This is a genomic window from Bosea sp. 29B (genome assembly GCF_902506165.1).
GTDB lineage: Bacteria > Pseudomonadota > Alphaproteobacteria > Rhizobiales > Beijerinckiaceae > Allobosea.
Map to the genome: position 1 here is coordinate 5,309,638 of NZ_LR733817.1, position 20,547 is coordinate 5,330,184.

General features: G+C 67.3%; 22 protein-coding genes. 5 read left to right on the top strand and 17 right to left on the bottom strand.

Features of this window, described 5'->3' with window-relative positions; genetic code table 11:
• The first annotated feature begins 28 nt into the window (after window positions 1-28).
• The gene (locus GV161_RS25705; RefSeq protein ID WP_152014719.1) at window positions 29-1,132 is read left to right on the top strand and encodes a CaiB/BaiF CoA-transferase family protein; all 1,104 of its coding nucleotides are present in this window, start codon (window positions 29-31) and stop codon (window positions 1,130-1,132) included.
• Between the two features lie 3 nt (window positions 1,133-1,135).
• Here the strand turns inward: GV161_RS25705 and GV161_RS25710 are convergent, their stop codons facing one another.
• Both GV161_RS25710 and GV161_RS25715 read right to left on the bottom strand, forming a co-directional pair.
• A complete protein-coding gene (locus tag GV161_RS25710; RefSeq protein WP_152014720.1) occupies window positions 1,136-2,308 on the bottom strand; it encodes a UbiH/UbiF family hydroxylase in 1,173 nt (390 codons plus the stop codon).
• 52 nt (window positions 2,309-2,360) lie between these two features.
• A complete protein-coding gene (locus GV161_RS25715) occupies window positions 2,361-4,061 on the bottom strand; it encodes a SulP family inorganic anion transporter (protein ID WP_152014721.1) in 1,701 nt (566 codons plus the stop codon).
• Between the two features lie 128 nt (window positions 4,062-4,189).
• Between GV161_RS25715 and GV161_RS25720 the strand changes: the two genes are divergently transcribed.
• Together GV161_RS25720 and GV161_RS25725 are read left to right on the top strand one after the other, a co-directional pair.
• Entirely contained in the window at window positions 4,190-5,161 is a 972-nt protein-coding gene (locus tag GV161_RS25720) for a quinone oxidoreductase (RefSeq protein WP_152014722.1), read from the top strand.
• 153 nt (window positions 5,162-5,314) lie between these two features.
• On the top strand, window positions 5,315-5,527 hold the full coding sequence (locus GV161_RS25725) for a hypothetical protein (RefSeq protein WP_152014723.1): 213 nt from the start codon (window positions 5,315-5,317) through the stop codon (window positions 5,525-5,527).
• Here the strand turns inward: GV161_RS25725 and rimO are convergent, their stop codons facing one another.
• Complete coding sequence (rimO, locus tag GV161_RS25730; RefSeq protein ID WP_152014724.1) at window positions 5,528-6,847, bottom strand: 30S ribosomal protein S12 methylthiotransferase RimO; 1,320 nt, start codon at window positions 6,845-6,847, stop codon at window positions 5,528-5,530. It lies immediately after the preceding gene.
• Between the two features lie 357 nt (window positions 6,848-7,204).
• On the opposite strand from rimO, the gene GV161_RS31390 reads away from it, so the two are divergent.
• A complete protein-coding gene (locus GV161_RS31390) occupies window positions 7,205-7,333 on the top strand; it encodes a hypothetical protein (RefSeq protein ID WP_280179047.1) in 129 nt (42 codons plus the stop codon).
• 8 nt (window positions 7,334-7,341) lie between these two features.
• Here the strand turns inward: GV161_RS31390 and GV161_RS25735 are convergent, their stop codons facing one another.
• Both GV161_RS25735 and GV161_RS25740 read right to left on the bottom strand, forming a co-directional pair.
• Window positions 7,342-8,691: a HAMP domain-containing sensor histidine kinase gene (locus GV161_RS25735; RefSeq protein ID WP_152014725.1), complete on the bottom strand. Its 1,350-nt coding sequence runs from the start codon at window positions 8,689-8,691 to the stop codon at window positions 7,342-7,344.
• Between the two features lie 2 nt (window positions 8,692-8,693).
• Entirely contained in the window at window positions 8,694-9,374 is a 681-nt protein-coding gene (locus GV161_RS25740; protein WP_152014726.1) for a response regulator transcription factor, read from the bottom strand.
• A gap of 237 nt (window positions 9,375-9,611) precedes the next feature.
• Between GV161_RS25740 and GV161_RS25745 the strand changes: the two genes are divergently transcribed.
• Window positions 9,612-10,193 carry a methyltransferase domain-containing protein gene (locus tag GV161_RS25745; RefSeq protein WP_152014970.1) on the top strand — a complete coding sequence of 194 codons (582 nt, stop codon included), beginning with the start codon at window positions 9,612-9,614 and terminating at the stop codon, window positions 10,191-10,193.
• A 46-nt stretch (window positions 10,194-10,239) separates the two neighbouring features.
• On the opposite strand, the gene GV161_RS25750 is transcribed toward GV161_RS25745, so the two are convergent.
• The 12 genes from GV161_RS25750 to GV161_RS25805 form a co-directional block, all read right to left on the bottom strand.
• Entirely contained in the window at window positions 10,240-11,100 is an 861-nt protein-coding gene (locus tag GV161_RS25750) for a sulfurtransferase (protein WP_152014727.1), read from the bottom strand.
• Complete coding sequence (locus GV161_RS25755) at window positions 11,097-11,534, bottom strand: OsmC family protein (protein ID WP_152014728.1); 438 nt, start codon at window positions 11,532-11,534, stop codon at window positions 11,097-11,099. Before GV161_RS25755 ends, GV161_RS25750 begins: the two co-directional genes overlap by 4 nt.
• Window positions 11,535-11,600: 66 nt before the next feature.
• Window positions 11,601-12,647, bottom strand: coding sequence for a sulfate/molybdate ABC transporter ATP-binding protein (locus GV161_RS25760; protein ID WP_152014729.1), 1,047 nt, complete (start codon window positions 12,645-12,647; stop codon window positions 11,601-11,603).
• Window positions 12,648-12,659: 12 nt separating this feature from the next.
• Complete coding sequence (gene cysW / locus GV161_RS25765; protein ID WP_152014730.1) at window positions 12,660-13,553, bottom strand: sulfate ABC transporter permease subunit CysW; 894 nt, start codon at window positions 13,551-13,553, stop codon at window positions 12,660-12,662.
• Window positions 13,546-14,391 carry a sulfate ABC transporter permease subunit CysT gene (cysT, locus tag GV161_RS25770; RefSeq protein WP_152014731.1) on the bottom strand — a complete coding sequence of 282 codons (846 nt, stop codon included), beginning with the start codon at window positions 14,389-14,391 and terminating at the stop codon, window positions 13,546-13,548. The genes cysW and cysT overlap by 8 nt, the downstream gene beginning before the upstream one ends.
• 3 nt (window positions 14,392-14,394) lie before the next feature.
• Complete coding sequence (locus GV161_RS25775) at window positions 14,395-15,432, bottom strand: sulfate ABC transporter substrate-binding protein (RefSeq protein ID WP_152014732.1); 1,038 nt, start codon at window positions 15,430-15,432, stop codon at window positions 14,395-14,397.
• Between the two features lie 175 nt (window positions 15,433-15,607).
• Complete coding sequence (gene cysG / locus GV161_RS25780; protein ID WP_152014733.1) at window positions 15,608-17,065, bottom strand: siroheme synthase CysG; 1,458 nt, start codon at window positions 17,063-17,065, stop codon at window positions 15,608-15,610.
• Complete coding sequence (locus GV161_RS25785; protein WP_159650419.1) at window positions 17,062-17,238, bottom strand: hypothetical protein; 177 nt, start codon at window positions 17,236-17,238, stop codon at window positions 17,062-17,064. Before GV161_RS25785 ends, cysG begins: the two co-directional genes overlap by 4 nt.
• 76 nt (window positions 17,239-17,314) lie before the next feature.
• Window positions 17,315-17,833, bottom strand: coding sequence for a DUF934 domain-containing protein (locus tag GV161_RS25790; protein WP_152014734.1), 519 nt, complete (start codon window positions 17,831-17,833; stop codon window positions 17,315-17,317).
• Window positions 17,820-19,502: a nitrite/sulfite reductase gene (locus GV161_RS25795; protein WP_152014735.1), complete on the bottom strand. Its 1,683-nt coding sequence runs from the start codon at window positions 19,500-19,502 to the stop codon at window positions 17,820-17,822. The genes GV161_RS25790 and GV161_RS25795 overlap by 14 nt, the downstream gene beginning before the upstream one ends.
• 3 nt (window positions 19,503-19,505) lie before the next feature.
• Window positions 19,506-19,859 carry a DUF2849 domain-containing protein gene (locus GV161_RS25800; protein ID WP_129155456.1) on the bottom strand — a complete coding sequence of 118 codons (354 nt, stop codon included), beginning with the start codon at window positions 19,857-19,859 and terminating at the stop codon, window positions 19,506-19,508.
• A 174-nt stretch (window positions 19,860-20,033) separates the two neighbouring features.
• Entirely contained in the window at window positions 20,034-20,489 is a 456-nt protein-coding gene (locus GV161_RS25805) for a hypothetical protein (protein WP_152014736.1), read from the bottom strand.
• Window positions 20,490-20,547: the final 58 nt, after the last annotated feature.

Genomic DNA, 20,547 nt, shown 5'->3' on the forward strand with positions numbered 1-20,547 from the left:
GCAAGGGCCTGCCTTCCCGGGCCGATCGATGCAGCCACTCTCCGACCTCCTCGTCCTCGATTTCTCGACTTTGCTGCCCGGACCGTTGGCGAGCCTCTTCCTCGCCGAGGCCGGCGCACGCGTAATCCGGATCGAGCGGCCGGACGGCGAGGACATGCGCCGCTTTCCGCCGCGCTTCGGCGAGACCTCCGCTCCCTTCGCTGCGCTCAACCGCGGCAAGCAGAGCCTCGCTATCGATCTCAAGGCGCCGGACGCCCTGGCGCGCCTGACACCGCTGATCGCACAGGCCGACATCGTGATCGAACAGTTCCGGCCCGGCGTGATGGCCCGCCTCGGCTTCGGCTACGAGGCGCTCAAGGCGCTCAACCCGCGACTGGTCTACTGCTCGATCAGCGGCTACGGCCAGGGCGGCCCGCGCGCCTCCGAGGCGGGCCACGACATCAACTACCAGGCGATCGGCGGGTTGCTCAGCCAGTCGCTCGTACGAGGCAGGCCGGCGCCGCTGCCGCCGACCCTGGTCGCCGACATCGCCGGCGGCGCCATGCCGGCCGTGATCAACATCCTGCTCGCCTTGCGCGAGCGCGACCGCTCCGGCCAGGGCTGCCATCTCGACATCGCCATGACCGACGCGATGCTCGCCTTCTCCTGGTATGCGCTGGCGCAGGGCCAGGCGTCGGGCCACTATTCGGCCGGCGGGGAGGGGATGCTCACGGGCGGCAGCCCGCGCTACGGCCTCTATGCGACCGCGGATGGCTGGTTCCTCGCGGTCGGCGCGATCGAGGAGAAATTCTGGAGGAGCTTCTGCGAGGGCATCGGTCTGGACGCCGAACTGCGCGACGACCGGCGCGATCCGGCAGCGACACAGGCGGCGATCACCGCGATCATAGCCTCGCGACCTGCGAAGTATTGGCGGGACACGATCGAGCCGCTCGATTGCTGCTGCACGGTGGTCCGGACGCTCGACGAAGCTCTGGCCGATCCGCACCTGACCGCGCGCGGGCTGCTCGACCGGCAAGTCGAGGAGCCGGGCGGGCGGCGCATGGTGTCGACGCCGCTGCCGCTCGCACCGGTCTTCCGCGATGCCGCACCGGCACTGCGGGCAAGCCCGCCGGTCGGCGATTACGAGATCTGAAACTCAGCCTGCCGCAGTGCCGCCGGCCAGCCCCTGCCGCATCACCAGACGGCGTAAGGGCGCGAGCCGCGACAGCGCCAGCAGCCCGGCGCCGCGCATCAGATCGGCTGGCAAAAGGTCGGTCAGCAAGGTCCGGTTGAGCGCATCGACCGCCCCGGTGCGCAGGCGCACATCCGCCTGGCGCGAGCGATCGTAAGCAGCGAGTGCTGCGTCTTCGCCCGGATCCTCGGCTCCAGCGACCGCATCGCGCAGGGCCGCGACATCGCGCAGACCGAGATTGAGCCCCTGCGCCCCGATCGGCGGAAAGACATGCGCGGCCTCGCCGATAAGCGCCATGCGCCCATCCGCGAACCGATCGACCGACAGGCCCCCCATCGGCACCCGCCCACGTAGGCCCGCGAGCGTCAACGCGCCGAGGATCGAATGGGTCTGGCGCTCGACCGCGCGGGCGAAAGCGGCATCATCGAGCCCGGCGATACGCTCGGCCTCGCCGGGTTCGAGCAGCCAGACCAGCGAGGAGCGGCGGCCGGACATCGGCACCAGCGTGCACGGGCCGGAGCGGGTGTGGAATTCGGTCGAGGCGTCCTGATGCTCGCGGCGATGGCTCAGGATCGCCGTCAGCGCCACCTGGGGATAGCTCCAGTCGCGCGTGGTGATGCCGGCAGCCTCACGAACCCGCGACTTGCGACCATCGGCACCGACGACCAGCCGTGCCGCGACCGGCGCGAAGCCGTCGCCGACCAGAGTGACACTGTCAGCGCCTGCCGCGATCTCCGTCACCGCCCGCGGGATCATGCGAATGCGCGGCTCGGCCGCCGCCTTTGCCGCCATCGCCTCGACCAGCACGGCATTCTCGATATTCCAGCCGAAGGCCGGCAGGCCGAGCTCGGCCGCCTTGAATTCGACCGGCGGCTGCCGGAACAGGCTGCCGGTGTCGTCGACCAGCCGCATCAGCGCGAGCGGGGCCGCAATCTCATCCAGCGCCTCCGTAAGGCCAAGCGCCTCCAGCAATCGCCAGGAGCCGTCGAGCAAGGCGACGGTGCGTCCGTCGCGCGGCGCAGCTGCCTGCCCGAACAGCACCACCTCCCGCCCGGCCGCGGCGAGCGCGAGCGCTGCTGCGAGCCCGACCGCACCGGCCCCGACGATGGCGATGTCGCAATGCTGCTGGTCCGTCATGGCCTTTCGGTAGCCGATGCCGGCGCCGCTGGCGAGCGCGCCCTTGCCGCAGCTATCCCCAGACCACGCCCTTGCCGGGCTTCTGGGCGATCTCCCGGAACGAGACGATCCGCTCGTCGATGCCCTCGTGACCGAGCACGGCGCGAACCTGCCGCCCGGCGCCGCGGATCTCGACGGCCGAGCCATGGCCCAGCGCCTTGTCGATCATCGCCTTGAGCGAGACCGCCGCGCTTGAATCGGCGAAGGGCACGCCGGAGAGATCGAGCACGATCCGCTCGGGGAAGGGGCCGACCCGGTCGAGCACGGTCGCGACATGGCTGCTGGCGCCGAAGAAGAGCGGGCCGGTGATCTTGTAGTGGAAGGTCTCGCCATCGCGTTTGCCGTTGCCATTCGCCTGCGGCTCGTCATGGCCGGCTTCGTCATAGTCGACGAGGCCTGCGTCCATGCCGGCCTCGACCGTGACGATATTGGCCATGCGGTGCATGAAGATCAGCGACCCCAGCACGACGCCGACGCCGATCCCGACCATCAGGTCCTCGAAGACCACCAGCAGGAAGGTCGAGAGCAGCACGAGCGAGTCGGCGCGCGAATGCCTGAGGATCGCAGCGAAGGCGGCCTTCTCGGCCATGTTCCAGGCGACGACGGCGAGCACGCCGGCAAGCGCCGCCAGCGGGATGTACGAGGCGAGCGGCGCCGCGATCAGCACGAACAGCAGCACGAAGGCCGCATGAAACATCCCTGCGACCGGCGTGACGCCGCCGGCACGGATATTCGTCGCGGTGCGGGCGATCGTGCCGGTGACGCAGATGCCGCCGAACAAAGGCGAGCCGATATTGGCGACGCCCTGTGCAACCAGCTCCATGTTCGAGCGGTGCCGGCGCCCGCTCATCCCGTCGGCGACCACGGCCGAGAGCAGCGATTCGATGCCGCCCAGCACCGCGATCGAGAGCGCGGCCGGCAGCACCGCGATCAATTTGTCGAGGCTGAAGGCCGGCAGATGCGGAGCGGGCAGGGCGCGCGGAATACCACCGAAACGGCTGCCGATCGTCTCGACCGGCAGGTTGAGCAGGAAGGTCGTGGCGGCCGCGAACGCGACCGCAATCAGTAGCCCCGGCCAGCTCGGTCGCCAGCGCCTCACTGCCAGGATCATCGCGATGGTCAGGGCCGAAAGGCCAAGCGCCGCCGGGTTCAGCGTGCCGAGCGCAGCCATGAGCGCTTGCAGCTTCGGGATCAGCGCCGCCGGCTCCTTGCCGGGCAGCGTCAACCCCAGGAGGTCGCGGACCTGGCTGGCGAAGATGATGATGGCAATGCCGGTGGTGAAGCCGACCAGTACCGGATGCGGGATGTACTTGATGTAGGTGCCAAGCCGCAGCAGCCCGACCGCGATCAGCATGGCGCCGGCCAGCATGGTGGCGAGCAGCAGCCCGTCGAAGCCGTGCTGGTCGATCGTCGCGGCGACGAGGACGATGAAGGCGCCGGCCGGCCCGCCGATCTGGTGGCGGCTCCCGCTCAACGCCGAGACCAGGAAGCCGCCGATGATCGCGGTGAACAGCCCGGCGGCCGGCGTCGCGCCGCTGGCAATGGCGATCGCCATGGAAAGTGGCAGCGCGACGATCGCGACCGTCAGCCCCGAAAGCGCATCGGCCCGCATGCGGGCGAGGCCGTAGCCTTCGCGCAGGGCAGAGATCAGCTTGGGCGTGAAGGCCTCGCGCAGGACCGCAGGGCCACCGAGATGAGCGCCTTGCCTGTTCATGTCAGAGACCGATCATGCAGTGATGCCAGACCGACTCGGCGTTTGCGCGGGTCTGCCGTGCAGTGCAGCCGTTGCGCCGGAGGAAGGCAAGTCCCTATCGTTGCGGCCATCGACATCAGGAGATCGCCATGGCGAAAGCAATCCGCGTACACAAGACCGGTGGCCCCGAGGTTCTGCAGCTGGAGGAGGTCAGCCTGTCGGCGCCGGGAGCGGGCGAGATCCTGATCCGCAACCGCGCCATCGGCCTCAACTTCATCGACACCTATTTCCGCACCGGCCTCTACCCCGCGCCGCTGCCGTTCACGCTCGGCAACGAATCGGCCGGCGACGTGCTCGCGGTCGGCCCCGGCGTCACGGAGTTCAAACCGGGCGACCGCATCGCCGTCGTCGCCGCGCATGGCGCCTATGCCGAGGAGCGCATCGTTCCCGCTTCAGCGGTGGTCGCGCTGCCCGACAACGTCTCCTATGAGGCCGCGGCGAGCATGTTGCTGAAGGGGCTGACCGCCGAATACCTGCTCCACCGTACCTATCCGGTGAAGGCGGGCGACATGATCCTGGTCCATGCCGCGGCGGGCGGCACCGGCTCTATCCTCTGCCAATGGGGCAAGGCGCTGGGTGCCACCGTGATCGGCACCGTCGGCAGCAAGGAGAAGGCGGAGCTCGCCAAGGCGAACAAGGCCGACCATGTCATCCTCTACCGCGACGAGGACGTTCCGGCGCGGGTCAAGGAGATCACCGGCGGCAAGCTCTGCAACGTCGTCTATGACGGCGTCGGCAAGGACACTTTCATGGGCTCGCTCGACTCGCTGAGGCCGTTCGGCCTGCTGGCGAGCTTCGGCAACGCCTCGGGTGCGGTCGAGGCCTTCAATCTCGGCATCCTCTCGGCAAAGGGCTCCCTCTACGTCACCCGCCCGACGATGAACACGCACACGGCCAACCGCGAGACCCTGGTCGCGATGGCGAAGAACCTGTTCGAGGCGGTCGGCTCCGGCAAGGTCGCCGTCGCGATCAACGCCCGCTTCGCGCTGAAGGACGCCGCCGAGGCGCATCGCGCGCTGGAAGGGCGCGGCACCACCGGCTCGACCGTGATCATCCCGTAATTCTCACCGATCCTGACGAACAGCAGACGGCCGCCTTCCAGGGCGGCCGTTTCCGTTTCAGAAGAAAAAACTGAAAGCCTCGAAACCCGAAAGCGAAAGCGCACCTGGAGCCGGCAAAGCAGGGCCAAGAACAAGAACTTCGGTCCTTACGTCATGTCCCCGTTTCTTCGCCGCGTCGGTTTCATCCTCTCCTTCGCCATCATCGCGATGGCGCTCCAGGCGCAGCTCTCCGCCCGTCCGACGCTCCAGCTCGCCACCCAGGTCAGCGATGCCCAGGTCGTCTTCGAGAAGTCGTCCAAGCCCCGCACCGGCCGGGTCACCCAGTTGCGCCGCATGCCGCGGCCTGTGCCGGCCGCGCTTGCCTGATCAGACCGCCATGCCGTGCAGATCGTAAGCGTCGGCACGCTCGATCTTCACGGTGACGATGTCGCCAGGCCGAAGCGGCCGGCGGCTCGAGACATAGACATTGCCGTCAATCTCCGGCGCATCCCATTTCGAGCGGCCCTTGGCGACGGTCGGGCCGGCCTCGTCGATGATCACCGGAATGCGCTTGCCGACACGGCCCTTGACGATGCGGGCCGAAACCTCGGCCTGCGTCTTCATGAAGCGATGCCAGCGCGCCTCCTTCTCGTCTTCATCGACCAGCGGCAGGCCGAGATCATTGGCGGTCGCGCCTTTGACCGGCTCGTATTTGAAGCAGCCGACGCGCTCCAGCTTCGCTTCCTTCAGCCAGTCGAGCAGGAAGTCGACATCCTCCTCGGTCTCGCCGGGGAAGCCGACGATGAAGGTCGAGCGGATGGCGAGGTCGGGGCAGATCTCGCGCCACTTCCGGATCCGCTCCAGTGTCTTCTCGTGATGGGCCGGACGGCGCATCGCCTTCAGCACGGAGGGCGAGGCATGCTGGAACGGGATGTCGAGATAGGGCAGCACATTGCCCTCCGCCATCAGCGGGATGACCTCGTCGACATGCGGATAGGGGTAGACATAGTGCATCCGCACCCAGACGCCCATCTGGCCGAGCTCGCGTGCCAGTTCGAAGAACCGGGTGCGGACCTCGCGATCCTTCCACAGCGACGGCGCATACTTGATGTCGAGCCCATAGGCGCTGGTGTCCTGCGAGATCACCAGCAGTTCCTTGACGCCGGCCTTGACCAGCTTCTCGGCTTCGCGGAGCACATCGCCGATCGGCCGCGACACCAGGTCGCCGCGCAATTTCGGGATGATGCAGAAGCTGCAGCGGTTGTTGCAACCTTCTGAAATCTTTAGGTACGCGTAGTGCCGCGGCGTCAGCTTGATGCCCTGGTCCGGGACCAGGTCGAGGAAGGGGTCGTGCTTGGGCGGCACGGCCTGGTGCACCGCCGAGACGACGCTCTCATAGGCCTGCGGGCCGGTGATCGCGAGCAGGTTCGGGAAGGCGTCGCGGATCTGCTCGGGCTCGGCGCCCATGCAGCCGGTGACGATGACCTTGCCGTTCTCGGCCATGGCCGAGCCGATCGCCTCGAGCGATTCCTGCTTGGCGCTGTCGAGGAAGCCGCAGGTGTTGACGATGACGACGTCGGCACCCGCATGGCTCTTGCTGAGCTCATAGCCCTCGGAGCGCAGCGAGGTGATGATGCGTTCGGAATCGACGAGCGCCTTCGGGCACCCGAGGGAGACGAACGAGATTTTCGGCGCGACGGCGTTCATCGGCGGCGGAACTCTGAAACGGAGTAAGGGAAGGGCGCGGCGAGGCCGGCGCGTTGGCGCTTCCTTTGATCCTTTTTAGTCGATTTTGCAACTCGCCTTGCTTCCGGAGCCACCCACCCGACGGCGCAAGGCTCCCTCAATCCTCGGCGGGAACAGTCATAGCCCTAAGAGGCGAGGCCTCTGTGACTGGAGACCACAATGCGCTGGACTGGCACCGTTTCGGGCATGAGTGTGACCATATTCGCCCTCTGGAGTTCGCTTGCTTCCGCGCAGGGCTGGGATAGACCGTATTCGCCTTGCCGCGACGGGCGCTTCAGCACCGGTAGGCCAATGGATTGCGAGGCGGAGCTGCGCCGCTTGCGCCAGGGCCTCCCGGCCTATGATCCCTGCACCGACGGGCGCTACAGCTATGGCAGGCCGCGCGATTGCTATGCCGAGCTCCGCGCCTGGCATTGGCGCGATCGGCACGAGCGCTCCTGGAAATAGCCTCGTCCTCAGCCGGCTGGAGCCTGCCTGGGGAAGGTCATCCGCAGACAGGCGCCGCCCGATGCTGCATCGAGGGCGACCACATCGCCGCCGTGACGATGCATGATCTCGCGGACAAGGTTGAGACCGAGGCCAAGCCCGCGGCTCTGTGAGCGCAGGCGGCTGAACGGCTCGAAGATATGCTCGCGCTGCTCCGATGGAATGCCGCCGCCCTCGTCGCTGACCTCGATCATCGCGATATCGACCCGGATTGCGATGGTTCCCGCGCGGCCGCCATGCTCGATCGCATTCTGGACGAGATTAGTCAGGGCGCGCTCGATCGCCGGGGCGTCGCCCCACACCGTGACCCTTTCGCTCTCCGCTGCGAATTCCATCTGATAGCCCGCCAGGAAGGCAAGCGGAGCAAGGTCGACCACCACACGCTGCGCGAGCTCGGACAGATCGAGCCGCGCAAATGAGGCAGCCTGCTGATCGAGCCTTTCTAGATCGAGCAATTGCTCCGTCACCGTCGCCAGCCGGGTGACGTCCTGCAGCAGACGCGTCTTGTCGGGGCCGGGAGGAAGCGATGCCAGCCGGGTCTGCAGGATCGCGACGGGCGTGCGCAGCTCATGGGCGGCGGCCGCCAGGAAGCGCTTGTGGCGCTCATGCCCCTTGTCGAGCCGTGCCAGCGCCGCGTTCACCGCCGAGACCAACGGCACGACCTCGACCGGCACATTGTTCAGCGGCAGGCGAACTCCGCGCTGTTCGACCTCGATGCGCTGCGCTTGCGCAACGGCCTGGCCGAGGCCGGCGAGGGCGCTTCTCACCACCCAGGGCGTCACCAGCAGCGCTGCGGCGGCCATGACGGCAAGGACCGGCAGGACCTCCTTCAGCAGCACCAGGGCGATGCCCAGGGCCATCAGATAGGTCGAGATCGGAGTTTCGGTACCGGTGACGATCTGGATCTCGCCGACCGCGCTCTGAACCCATCTGACGCGCGCCGTCGGCCGGGGCGGGTCACCGATGTTCCAACCCAGCCGGGCCTGGCCGACCTGATCGAGCGCGCTGCCGAGGGCGCCATATTCGGCCGGAACCGTCCCCTCCGACAGCTGCTGCCCGGCACGGTCCCTGATGACGAACCAGAGATCGGGCGCCTGCGTCCGCATCCGCAAGAGCTCGCGCGTCGGGCGCAGCGCCAGCTGGTCGCCGGGACCGCGGGTCACGGCCCCACGCAACGTCTCGATCGTATTCTCTTCCGACCTGAAGCTCATCAGCACGCCGCTGGCGAACAGCCCTGCGACGATCAGGACGACGACGATCGCCTGGAACCCCATCAGGCGCTGGACCAGCCGGCGTTCGAGCGAATGCGAACCGGCCATCGTCAGGCGGCTTCGCGCAGCAGGTAGCCGACGCCGCGGATACCGTCGATCACCGCGCCGGACGAGGCTTCGGCCAGCTTTCGGCGCAGGCGCGAGACATGCGTGTCGAGCGCGTTCGACTGGATGTCGTCGTCCAGGCCGAATACCGCCTCCATCAGAAAGCCGCGCACCACCATGCGCCCAGTCCGGCGGGCGAGCGCTTCGAGGACGAGCAGCTCGCGCCGCGGCATCACCAGCATCGCTCCGCCGATGCGAGCCTCCCGATGCGTGAAGTCGAAGGAGAGGCGCCCGATCCGAACAATGTCGGGCCGCAATTGCGGCGGACGCCGCAGGATGGCGCGCAGCCGCGCCAACAATTCCTCGAACGCAAAGGGCTTGCCGAGATAATCGTCGGCGCCGCCATCGAGACCGAGAATCCGGTCGCCGAGATCGCCGCGCGCCGTCAGTACCAGCACGGGCACGGTGTCGCCGGCAGCCCGCAGCGTGCTGACCAAAGCGAGGCCGTCTCCATCCGGCAATTGGCGATCGAGCAGCACGGCATCATAGGCGCCCTGGCCTTCACGCAGCGCCGCCTCCGCCTCGGCCCGGGTCGGCAGGTGGTCGACCACCATGTCCTGGCGAGTGAGGGCGTCGCGCAAGGCCTGCGCCATCGCCGGCTCGTCCTCCACCAACAAGATGCGCAAGCCGCTTCCTCCCATCGTTCGCAAGCGGCTTGAAACAGGTTGATTGCGTCTGCATTGCAAAATGCGGAAGTCCGTCCGATCGCACGGCTCCTGTCGGCGCCGCCGATCATGACAGGCAGGCTCAATGCAGCCGCGGGATATCGGCAGGCCTGTCATCCGATTGCGAGATCGCCTGCAATGCCACCCAGATCCCTGTCCAATGCCGCCGATCCGACACCGAGCGAGGCCACAAGCCGGATGCGCTCCGACGCCTGGTCCTTCTTTCGCGCCTGGCTGGAGGCGCCGCTACGCGTCGCGGCCATCACCCCGTCGAGCACTGCCCTCGCAGAGCTGATCACGCAGGAGATCACGCCGGCGACAGGGCCGGTACTCGAGCTCGGGGCCGGCACCGGCTCCTTCACGCGCGCCCTGATCGCCCGCGGCATCGCCGAGAGCGACCTCACCTTGGTCGAGTTCGGCTCGGATTTCGCACGATTGCTGGAGATGCGCTTCCCGGCGGCAAGGGTGCGCTGGATGGATGCTGCCTGCCTGCGCGAGGCCAAGCTGTTCGCCGGCCCGGTTGTCGGCGCGGTGATCAGCGGCATGCCGGTGCTGTCGATGCCACCGCGCAAGGTCATCGCCATCCTGAGGGGCGCCTTCGGCTATATGCGGCCGGGCGGCTCGTTCTACCAGTTCACCTACACCACGCGCTGCCCGATACCCGAGGCGATCCTCTCGCGCCTCGGCCTGAAGGCGACGCGGATCGGCTCGACCTTGCGCAACCTGCCACCGGCAGCGGTCTATCGGATTTCGCGGCGGCCGCCATTGCGGCTGGCCTGAAGGGCCGCGCAGGGCATGCGCCCTGCCGTTTGGCTCGGGGGCGTGATCAGCCGGCCGTCTCTACCGGCCGTTCCGGGTCCTGCGTCCAGTCGGTCATCGAGCCATCGTAGAGCGAGACCTCCTCGCGCTCGAGCAGCTCCGACATCACGAACCAGTTGAGCGAAGCGGTGTGGCCGGTGTTGCAGTAGGAGATCACCGGCCCTTTCGGCACCGGCCCAAAGAGGGCTGCGAGATCGCCAGCCGGCTTGAACCGCCCGGTCGAAGGGTCGAAAGCCCCCGCATAATCGCGCGAGACGGCGCCGGGAATGTGCCCGGGGCGGGTGGCCTCGGCCGCCTTTTCCTTGCCCTCGAAATAGCTGTCCGAGCGAGCGTCGACGAGCGTCGCCAGCTTGCTGCGCGAGGCGACGAGGGTGGCGTCGGCGGTACTGCGCAGCTTCTGTTGCACCACGACCGGGTAGGGCGAGGCGGAGGCCGGCTTGGACGACCCGGTCTCGACTGGCAGGCCGAGCGAGGTCTGCCAGCCCTTGAAACCGCCATCCAGGATCGCCTGCTGGCCGTGGCCGATCAGCTTCAACGTCCAGTAGACACGCGTCGCGGCGGCAAGATCGCTGGCGGTGAGCCCGGCCGGCACGATCACGACCTTGCTCGGCGGCGTCACGCCGAGCCGGCCCGCCAGCTCGGCGAGATGGTCGAGCGGCGGCAGCATGCCGGGCGCATTGCCGACCTTGGCGCGCCAGCCGTCGGCGGCGTAGTCGCTATGCACGGCACCGGGGATATGGCCAGCCTCGAAGGCCTGGCGCCCGCCCTCGGCAGCGGCGCGAATGTCGATGATGACGAGATCGGTCGAGCCCAGCGCTCCGGCCAGGACTTCGGGGGATACCAGCCCCGAGGTCGGGATATCCGTCATTCAGCGGCCTCCTGTTGCAGTTCGTCGATGACCACCAGCGAAGTGGTCATCTCGGCGGTCGCCCCCAGCATGATCGAAGCGGAACAGTACTTTTCCTTCGACAATGTGACGGCGCGCTCGGCCTTGGCTTGCGACAGGCCACGACCGCTGACGCGATAGGCGATGTGGATCTTGGTGAAGACCTTGGGGTCCTCGGTCGCGCGCTCGGCCTCGACCTCGACCTCGCAGCCCGTCACCGCCTCGCGGCCCTTCTTGAGAATCTGGACGACGTCGAAGCCGGTGCAGCCGGCGAGCCCGATCAGCAGCATCTCCATCGGCCGGATGCCGATATTGCGGCCGCCATATTCAGGTGCACCGTCCATGATCACGGCATGGCCGCTGCCGGCCTCGCCCATGAAGGCCATGCCTTCGACCCATTTCGCCCGCGCCTTCATCGCACTCTCCTCCGGTTCGCTTTGCCTGAGGGATAACGTGCCCGAGACGATGAGGCGAGGGTGGCCTTAGGCCGCAGCGAACAAGTTGCCATGCGTGATGCGTAAGCGAATGCGCTCGCCGATCGCCGGCGCGACCTGGCTGGCGAGATCGACGTCGAGCCGTTTCGGCAGCCCTTCGACGGCGACCTCGGCCCGGCGCAACGGCCCGTTGCGGCGCAGATGTTCGACCACGCCCGGCAGGGCGAGCGGCGCATCATCGACGATGCGCAGATGCTGCGGCCGGACGAAGAGCGAGGCCGGCCCGCCCTGGTTCTGGCGCAGGCCTCCGAGCACCGGCCGGTCCTGGAAGAAGGCCTGGCTGCCGACGACCTTGACCGGCAGATGGTTGGCGTCGCCGAGGAACTGGCAGACGAAGGGCGTCGCCGGATGGTCATAGACGTCGTCGGGCGAGCCGACCTGCTCGAGCCGGCCGTCATGCAGGATCGCGACCCGGTCGGCGAGCTCCAGCGCTTCTTCCTGGTCGTGCGTGACGAAGACGGTGGTATGGCCGGTGCGCTGGTGAAGCTGGCGCAGCCAGGCGCGCAGGTCCTTGCGGACCTTGGCGTCGAGCGCACCGAAGGGCTCGTCGAGCAGGAGCACGCGCGGCTCGATCGCCAGCGCGCGGGCGAGCGCGATGCGCTGGCGCTGGCCGCCGGAGAGCTGGCTCGGATAGCGCTGCTCGAGGCCGGGCAGCTGGATGAGCTCCAGGAGATCGGAGACGCGCTTCTTGATCTCGGCAGGAGTCGGCCGCTCGGCGCGCGGACGTGACTTCAGGCCGAAAGCGATGTTCTCGCCGACGCTCATCGTCTTGAACAGAGCATAGTGCTGGAAGACGAAGCCGATCCGGCGCTCGCGCAACGACAGTTCGCGCGTATCGGTCTCGCCGAAGAGCACGCGGCCGCGCTCGGCCTGCTCCAGCCCGGCGATGACGCGCAGCAGCGTCGTCTTGCCCGACCCGGAGGGGCCAAGCAGCGCGACGAGCTCGCCCGGCTGGATGTCGAGCGAGACGCCGCGCAGAGCGGGGAAGTTCTGGAAGCGTTTCTCGACGCTTTCGATGGTGACTGCGACCGACATGGGCTCTTCCACTCAGTGACGACGGCTGGCGGCGATCGCGTCGGCGAAATGCCATTCCAGGACGGTTTTCAGGACGAGCGTGACGAGGGCGAGGCCTGCCAGCAGCGAGGCGACGGCAAAGGCGGCGGCGCCCATGTACTCGTTGTAGAGGATCTCGACATGCAGCGGCATGGTCGTGGTCACGCCGCGGATCTTGCCGGAGACGACGGCGACGGCGCCGAACTCGCCCATGGCGCGGGCATTGCAGAGCAGCACGCCATAGAACAGGCTCCATTTCACGTTCGGCAACGTCACCGTGAAGAAGGTGCGCCAGGGCGAGGCGCCGAGCGTCAGCGCCGTCTCCTCGTCGGCCGAGCCGAGCGACTGCATATGCGGGATCAGCTCGCGCGCGACGAAGGGGAAGGTGACGAAGATCGTCGCCAGCAGGATGCCCGGCACGGCGAAGATGATCTTGAGGTCATGCGCCGCGAGCCAGGGACCGAAATAGCCCTGCGCGCCGAAGAGCAGGACGAAGACCAGGCCCGAGATCACCGGCGAGACCGAGAAGGGCAGGTCGATGAAGCTGATCAGCAGGCTCTTTCCGCGGAACTCGAACTTGGCGATCGCCCAGGCGGCCGCCAGGCCGATGATCACGTTGAACGGCACCGCGATCGCGGCGACGAGCAGAGTCAGCCGGATTGCCGCCAACGCGTCGGGCTCGAGGATCGCCTCGCGATAGGCGTGCCAGCCACGCGCCCCGGCCTCGACGAAGACCGAGATCAGCGGCAGGAACAGGAAGAGGCAAAGGAAGATGAGTGAAACCGCGACCAGCACGACCTGGACGATGCGGGATTCGCCCTTGACGCGCCGCGCGGCGCGGGCGGGCGCGAGGTCCTCGATCTGATAGGGCAGGCTGGCGTCAGACATCGCCGAACCTCCGGCGCGCGCGCGCCTGGATCAGGTTGACCAGCAAGATCAGCGAGAAGGAGAGCAGGAGCATGATGGTCGCGACGACGGCCGCCCCGGCATAGTCGAACTGCTCCAGCCGGATCACGATCAGGAGCGGGGCGATCTCGGAGACCATCGGCACATTGCCAGCGATGAAGATCACCGAGCCGTATTCGCCGACGGCCCGCGCGAAGGCGAGGACGAAGCCGGTCAGCAGGGCCGGCAGCACCGGCGGCAGCAGCACGGTGAAGACGGTGCGCCAGCGGCTGGCGCCCAGCAGCGCCGCGGCCTCCTCAATATCGGCCGGCAGTTCCTCCAGCACCGGCTGGATCGTGCGCACGACGAAGGGCAGGCCGATGAAGATCAGCGCCACCATCACGCCGAGCGGCGTATAGGCAACCTTGATGTTGTAGGGCGCCAGCAGGCTGCCGACCCAGCCATTGGGCGCATAGATCGCGGCGAGCGCGATACCGGCAACGGCCGTCGGCAAAGCGAAGGGCAGGTCGACCGCCGCATCAATCAGGCGCCTGCCCGGAAAATCATATCGGACGAGCACCCAGGCCAGGATCAGCCCGAAGACGGCATTCACCGTCGCGGCGAAGAAGGCCCCGAAGAAAGACAGCTTCAGCGCCGCCAGCGTGCGCGGCGAGGTCGCCACCGCCCAGATGTCGGCCGGACCAGCGCTCGCCGCCTTGATGAAGAGCGCGGCGAGGGGGATGAGCACGATCAGCGACAGCGCCGTCACGGTGATGCCCAGCGCCAGGCCGAAGCCTGGCAGGATGCTGGGCTCGCGCCAGCGGGAAACTGTCGCCGTCATGGCTCAGCGCGCCGGCTTGTAGAGCTGGTCGAAAGTGCCGCCGTCACCGAAATGGGTGGGCTGCGCCTTGGCCCAGCCGCCGAAGCTCTCGTCGATGGTGACGAGTTCGACCTTCGGGAAGCGGGCGATGTCCTTGGGATCGGCAGCTTCCGGATTGCGCGGGCGGTAGTAGTTCTTGGCGATGATCGCCTGGCCCTTCGGCGTGTAGAGGAATTCGAGATAGGCCTGCGCCTCGGCGCGGGTGCCCTTGGTGTCGACATTGCCGTCGACGATCGCGACCGGCGGCTCGGCCAGGATCGAGAGCGAGGGCACGACGACGTCGAACTTGTCCTCGCCGAATTCCTTCAGCGCCAGGAAGGCCTCGTTCTCCCAGGACAGGAAGACGTCGCCGATGCCGCGCTGGGTGAAGGTCGTGGTCGCGCCGCGCGCGCCGGTGTCGAGCACCGGGACATTGGCCAGCAGCTTGCCGATATAGTCGCGGACCTTGACCTCGTCCTTGTTGAAGGCTTTCTCGGCATAGGCCCAGGCGGCGAGGTAGTTCCAGCGCGCGCCGCCCGAGGTCTTCGGGTTCGGCGTGATGATCTGCACGCCGGGCTTCACCAGGTCGCCCCAGTCCTTGATCGCCTTCGGATTGCCCTTGCGGACCAAGAAGACGATGGTCGAGGTGTAGGGCGAGGAGTTCTGCGGCAGGCGCTTCTGCCAGTCGAGCGGCAGCTTCTTCGAGCGCTCGGCGACGGCGTCGATGTCGCCGGCGAGCGCCAGCGTGAGTACGTCGGCATTGAGGCCGTCGATCACGGTGCGGGCCTGCGCACCCGAGCCGCCATGCGACTGCCGGATCGTGCTGATCTTCTTGGCGTTCTTGCCGTTCCAGTCGGCGATGAAGGCCGCGTTGATCTCGCGATAGAGCTCACGGGTCGGATCATAGGAGACGTTGAGCAGCTCGGTCTGCGCGCGTGCACCGCTGATCACGCCGAAGCAGACGGCGAAGGCTCCGAGCGCCAAACCGGCTTGCAGCAAGCGGTGAAGTCTCTGTCGCGTCATCTCAGTGCTCCGTGTCGGACAGTTCAGAAAACCGCGTAAACGGCTCAAAAAACTGTTCTGAAAAACAAACAGAACGTACTGAATTGGCGGTCATCGCTCAACTAGCGGGGGCAGTAGAGCCCTTCCAAACTTTTCGCGCCAGAGAGAAAACGCGTCTCCGGCGGTTTGGTTCATTTCAGCCCTGAGCCGATTTTACACCGGCTGCGGCCGGAAGCGCAGCCCCCATCGCATGGCCGATCAAGACGAGGACAGGACCCTTGCTCGGCAACTCGCCGAGCTGCTCGGGTAGCAGTGTGATCGTGCTGGCGATCCGCGTTTCCGCCGGGGTCGTGGCGCCGAGCACGGCGATCGCCGGGGTCGCCGGATCGAGCCCGGCGGCGAGCGCCTTCTCACGGAACAGGGGCAGGGTGGCGCGCGCCATATAAAGCGCCGTGGTCGCGGCGGGGTCGGCGAGCGCCTTCCAGTCGAGATCCTGCGGCAGCTTGCCGTCACGGGCATGGCCCGTGACGAATTGCAGCCGTCGGGCATGGTCGCGATGGGTGAGCGAGAGGCCGAGCGAAGCGGCCGCGCCCTGCGCCGCCGAGATGCCGGGCACGATCGCGACCAGGATGCCGGCACGCTGGCAGGCTTCGATCTCCTCGCCGGCGCGGCCGAAGATGCCGGGATCGCCGCCCTTCAGCCGGACCACATGCTTGCCCTGACCGGCGAGCGAAACGAGCATCGCATTGATGTCGTCCTGCTTCACCGCCGGACCATAGCCCTGCTTGCCGACCAGCATGCGCTTGGCCTCGCGGCGGGCGAGTTCGAGCACGCCGGCCGAGACGAGATCGTCATAGAGGATGATGTCGGCGCTCTGCAGCGCCCTGATCGCCTTCAGCGTCAGCAATTCCGGATCGCCGGGGCCGGCGCCGACCAGGGTGACGCGGCCGTTCGGCGTGCCGGCGCGCTCGATCTCGTCGAGCGCAGTTGACAGGCTTTCCCGATCGCTCTCGTCAGGCCGGCGCTGCGGCTCGGCCAGGGCGCGGCTGGTGAAACGCTCCCAGAAGTCGCGGCGCAGCGGAAAGGCAAGCTCGCGCGCCTTGACCATCGGGCGCCAGTCATGCGCCGCCTGGGCCCAGGCCTTGAGGCCCGCAGGAAGAAGCGCCTCGATCTTGGCACGAATCGCCTGGCCGAAGACGGGAGCAGCGCCATCGGTTGAGATCGCGATCACGAGCGGCGAGCGGTTGACCAGCGAGCCGAAAGCGAAATCGCAAAATTCGGGCTTGTCGACGACATTCACCGGCACGCCACTCTGCCGGGCGGCAGCGGCAAAGGCCTTGGCTTCGTCGAGGGACTCGATGTCGGCAATGGCGAGCGCCGCGCCATCAAGATCATCAGCCTGCCAGGTGCGCGGCAGCACCGTCACCGAACCGGCTGGCGGATCGTTCGCGAGCCCGGCAAAGAGCTCCGGATTGTCACTGGCGAGAATCAGCAGCTCACTGCCAGCGGCGGCGAGCAGTTCAGCCTTCCAGAGCGCCCCCTCGCTCGCGCCCGCGAGCACGATCTTGCGTCCTTCCAGCTTGTGGAAGAGCGGCAAGGTGGCGAGCCGGTCGATCCGGCGCGGGGCAATTGTCTCCGGGCGTCTTGCGCTCATCGTTGCGTCGCTGCGGCCTTCACATCGGGTTGCGTCTGGCTGTCGCCCGCAGGTGGCATGAACAGCCACAGACCGGCAAGCACCAGGATGATAAGCCGGAAGCAAAGATCGAACCAGCGCTCGCGCGGAGCGGGAGCGGACTGGCTGATGGCACGGTCGATGTCGGTCAGCATGGCTTCCTCCCATTCATCGTCGCTATGGCGATCGGCCGGCCGCCGCAGGCTGGATTGGGCCGAACCGTGCATCGTCTCAGCCCGCCGCGGCATGTTTCAGCCGGGCCGAACGGCGCCGGTCGAGAATGTTGCCGCTGTCGCCATAGCCGCGCTGGTAGCCATGGCTGATCTGGCCGAGGGCGTTGACCCATTGCTCGACCGGCTGGCGCGCGGCGCTCGCCTCAGGCAGCTCGACCTCGTCGAAGCCGCAGGCGAGGGCATAGGCGAACTGGTCGACGATCAACGGCCCGCTGGCGCGCAGCGTGCCGGTGAAGCCGTGATTGCGGATGAGCCGCGCCAGGCTGAAGCCGCGCCCGTCGCCGAAGGAGGGGAAGCTGATCGCGATCAGCGAGAGCTGGCGCATCAGCAGCTTCAGCTCGGGAATGCGGACCGTGTTGGGGATGACGACACCGATGCGCTGATCGCGCGTCTTCTGCGCCAACGCCTCCGGCAGCGCCGCCCAGTCAACGAGCGCATGCGAGATATTGTCGATCGCCGCACCTTCACTGCGCGTCCAGATCTCGGCCTTGGCGCCGTGACGATCAAGCAACGGCATGGCTGACCTCTCGGTTGTTGTCCTGGAAAGCCGCCTTGAACGGCGCAAGGCCGATGCGGCGGACATTGTCGATGAAGCTCTCGCCGGCCTGGCGCTGCGCCAGGTAGACCGAGACGATGCGCTCGATCGCGTCGGGCACGTCCTCGGCCGCGAGGCCGGGGCCGAGGATCTCGCCGATCGCGGCGTTCTCGGTGGCGTCGCCGCCGAGCGTGATCTGGTAGGATTCGATGCCGCGCTTCTCGAGGCCGAGAATGCCGATATGGCCAACATGGTGGTGGCCGCAGGCATTGATGCAGCCGGAGATCTTGATGTTGAGCACACCGATCTCCTTCTGCCGGACGGGATCGGCGAAACGCTGCGCCAGCGCCTGCGCAATCGGGATCGAGCGGGCCGTCGCCAGGGCGCAATAATCGAGGCCGGGGCAGGCGATGATATCGGTGATCAGCCCGGCATTGGCGGTCGCCAGCTCGGCTTCGCCGAGGCGCTGCCAGACCGCGAACAGATCCGACAGCTTCACATGCGGCAGGACGAGGTTCTGTGCGTGAGTGACCCGGATCTCCGACAGGGAGAATTCGTCGGCGAGATCGGCGACGACGCGCATCTGCTCGCTGGTGGCATCGCCCGGAGGCGCGCCGATCGGCTTCAGCGAGATCGTCAGCGCGGCATAGCCCGGCTGGCGATGCGGCGTGAGATTGGTCTCGACCCAGCGGGCGAAATCGGGATTGCCGGCCCTGGCCGCCTCGAAGGCGCCGCTGGTCGCCGGCAGCGTCTCATAGGCCGGCGGCGCGAAGTAGGCGGCGATTCGCGCCACCTCAGCCGGGTCGGCATTGACCGAGGGACCGTCGAGCCGGGCGAACTCCTCCTCGACGCGGCGCGAGAATTCCTCGGTGCCGATCTCGTGGACGAGGATCTTGACCCTGGCCTTGTACTTGTTGTCGCGCCGGCCCTCGAGATTGTAGACCCGCATGATCGCCTCGAGATAGGCGAGCAGATCGGCCTTGGGCAGGAACTCGCGCACGACCTTGCCGATCATCGGGCTGCGGCCGAGGCCGCCGCCGACGATGACCTCGTAGCCGATCGCGTGCGTGTCGGGATGGCGCAGGATGCGCAGGCCGATATCGTGTGCCTTGATCACGGCGCGGTCGTGCTCGGCGCCGGTCACCGCGATCTTGAACTTGCGCGGCAGATAGTCGAACTCGGGATGCAGGCTCGACCACTGCCGGATCAGCTCGGCGGTCGGGCGCGGATCCTCGACCTCGTCCTGGGCGACACCGGCGAAATGGTCGGCGGTGACGTTGCGGATGCAATTGCCCGAGGTCTGGATCGCATGCATCTCGACATCGGCGAGCAGACCCAGAATATCCGGGATGTCGCGCAGCTTCGGCCAGTTGAACTGGAGATTGGTGCGCGTGGTGAAATGGCCGTAGCCGCGGTCATAGCGCTCGCCGATCAGCGCGAGCTGGCGCATCTGCTTCGACGACAGCGTGCCATAGGGCACTGCGATCCGCAGCATATAGGCGTGGAGCTGCAGGTAGACACCGTTCTTCAGGCGCAGCGGCTTGAACTCGTCCTCGGTCAGCGAACCGCTGAGCCGGCGCCCGACCTGGTCGCGGAACTGGGCGACCCGTTCGCGGACAAAGCGTTCGTCGAATTCGTCGTAACGATACATGCGTCAGGCTCTCAGGAATGCTTGGGCGAGCGGCAATTCGGCCTGCTTGCCGAGGTCGCGCCGGATGCTGGGGCCGGTCGTCTTCATGCGCTCGCGGTAATGGCGCGGCACGGGCACGCCGTCCTCGATCGCGACGTCGACGAGATAGGCGTCGACGACATGCTGATTGCCGAGCTCGGCGGCGGCGAAGGCGTCGAGCCGGTCGGCGGTCGCATCGTCATCGCCGACCAGCGCCGCGCCGGGATCGCGCGACCAGTGCAGGCCATTAGCATCGCCCGCCGCGAAGACGACATCGCCGTCGAGCAGGTCGTTGGCCAGCAGGATCACCGGCAGGGCAGGGCGCTTGGCGGCAGCCATGAATGATGCTCGCTACGTTCGCTATTCCGAACGTTTTACATAAGGCACAGGCCTTCGAGCATCAATTCACGTCAGGTAGTGTGATTTTTCTTATTCCCGTTCCAAAAGAGGAAATCTGTCTTCACGGCTGCTCGGCTGTCGAAATCCGGGGAAGCATTTTCTCCTGCGGAACCGTCACCGCTGCCCGCAGGATTGGCTCAGTCTGCGCAATGCCGGGCCGATGCCAGCGAGCGGGATGGAGTCATAGCCCTTCTTGATGCCCTCCTGGCGGATACGCAGCGAACGGCCGGTGGGGAAGGCTGCGAACATCTCGGCGTCAGCGCCGGCGACTCGATAGGCATCGCCGAACGGTCCTCCTGTCGACTGCAGCGCGAGCTGGAAATCACGGCCATCGATCGCGAGCGTGATTGGTCCCTCCGAGAGCACGCCGGGGATATCGAGATAGAGGCCTAGGCTCTTGTTCGCCTCGCAGCGGATGAAGGCGCAGGACCAAGCATCGTCGGTCATTGTCGCGGAGCAGCCCTGGATCGCCCGCTTGCTCTCGCCGTCGAAGATGCTCGGCTTCCATTCGGCCGCAGCTTCGCCCATCGCGGCAACACCAAGCAGCATGCCCAGGATCGCAACCCGCATCGTCGCCTCGCCTGAAATCGCGGCCTGAACGGTAGAGCCCTGATCCTGTCGCGACAAG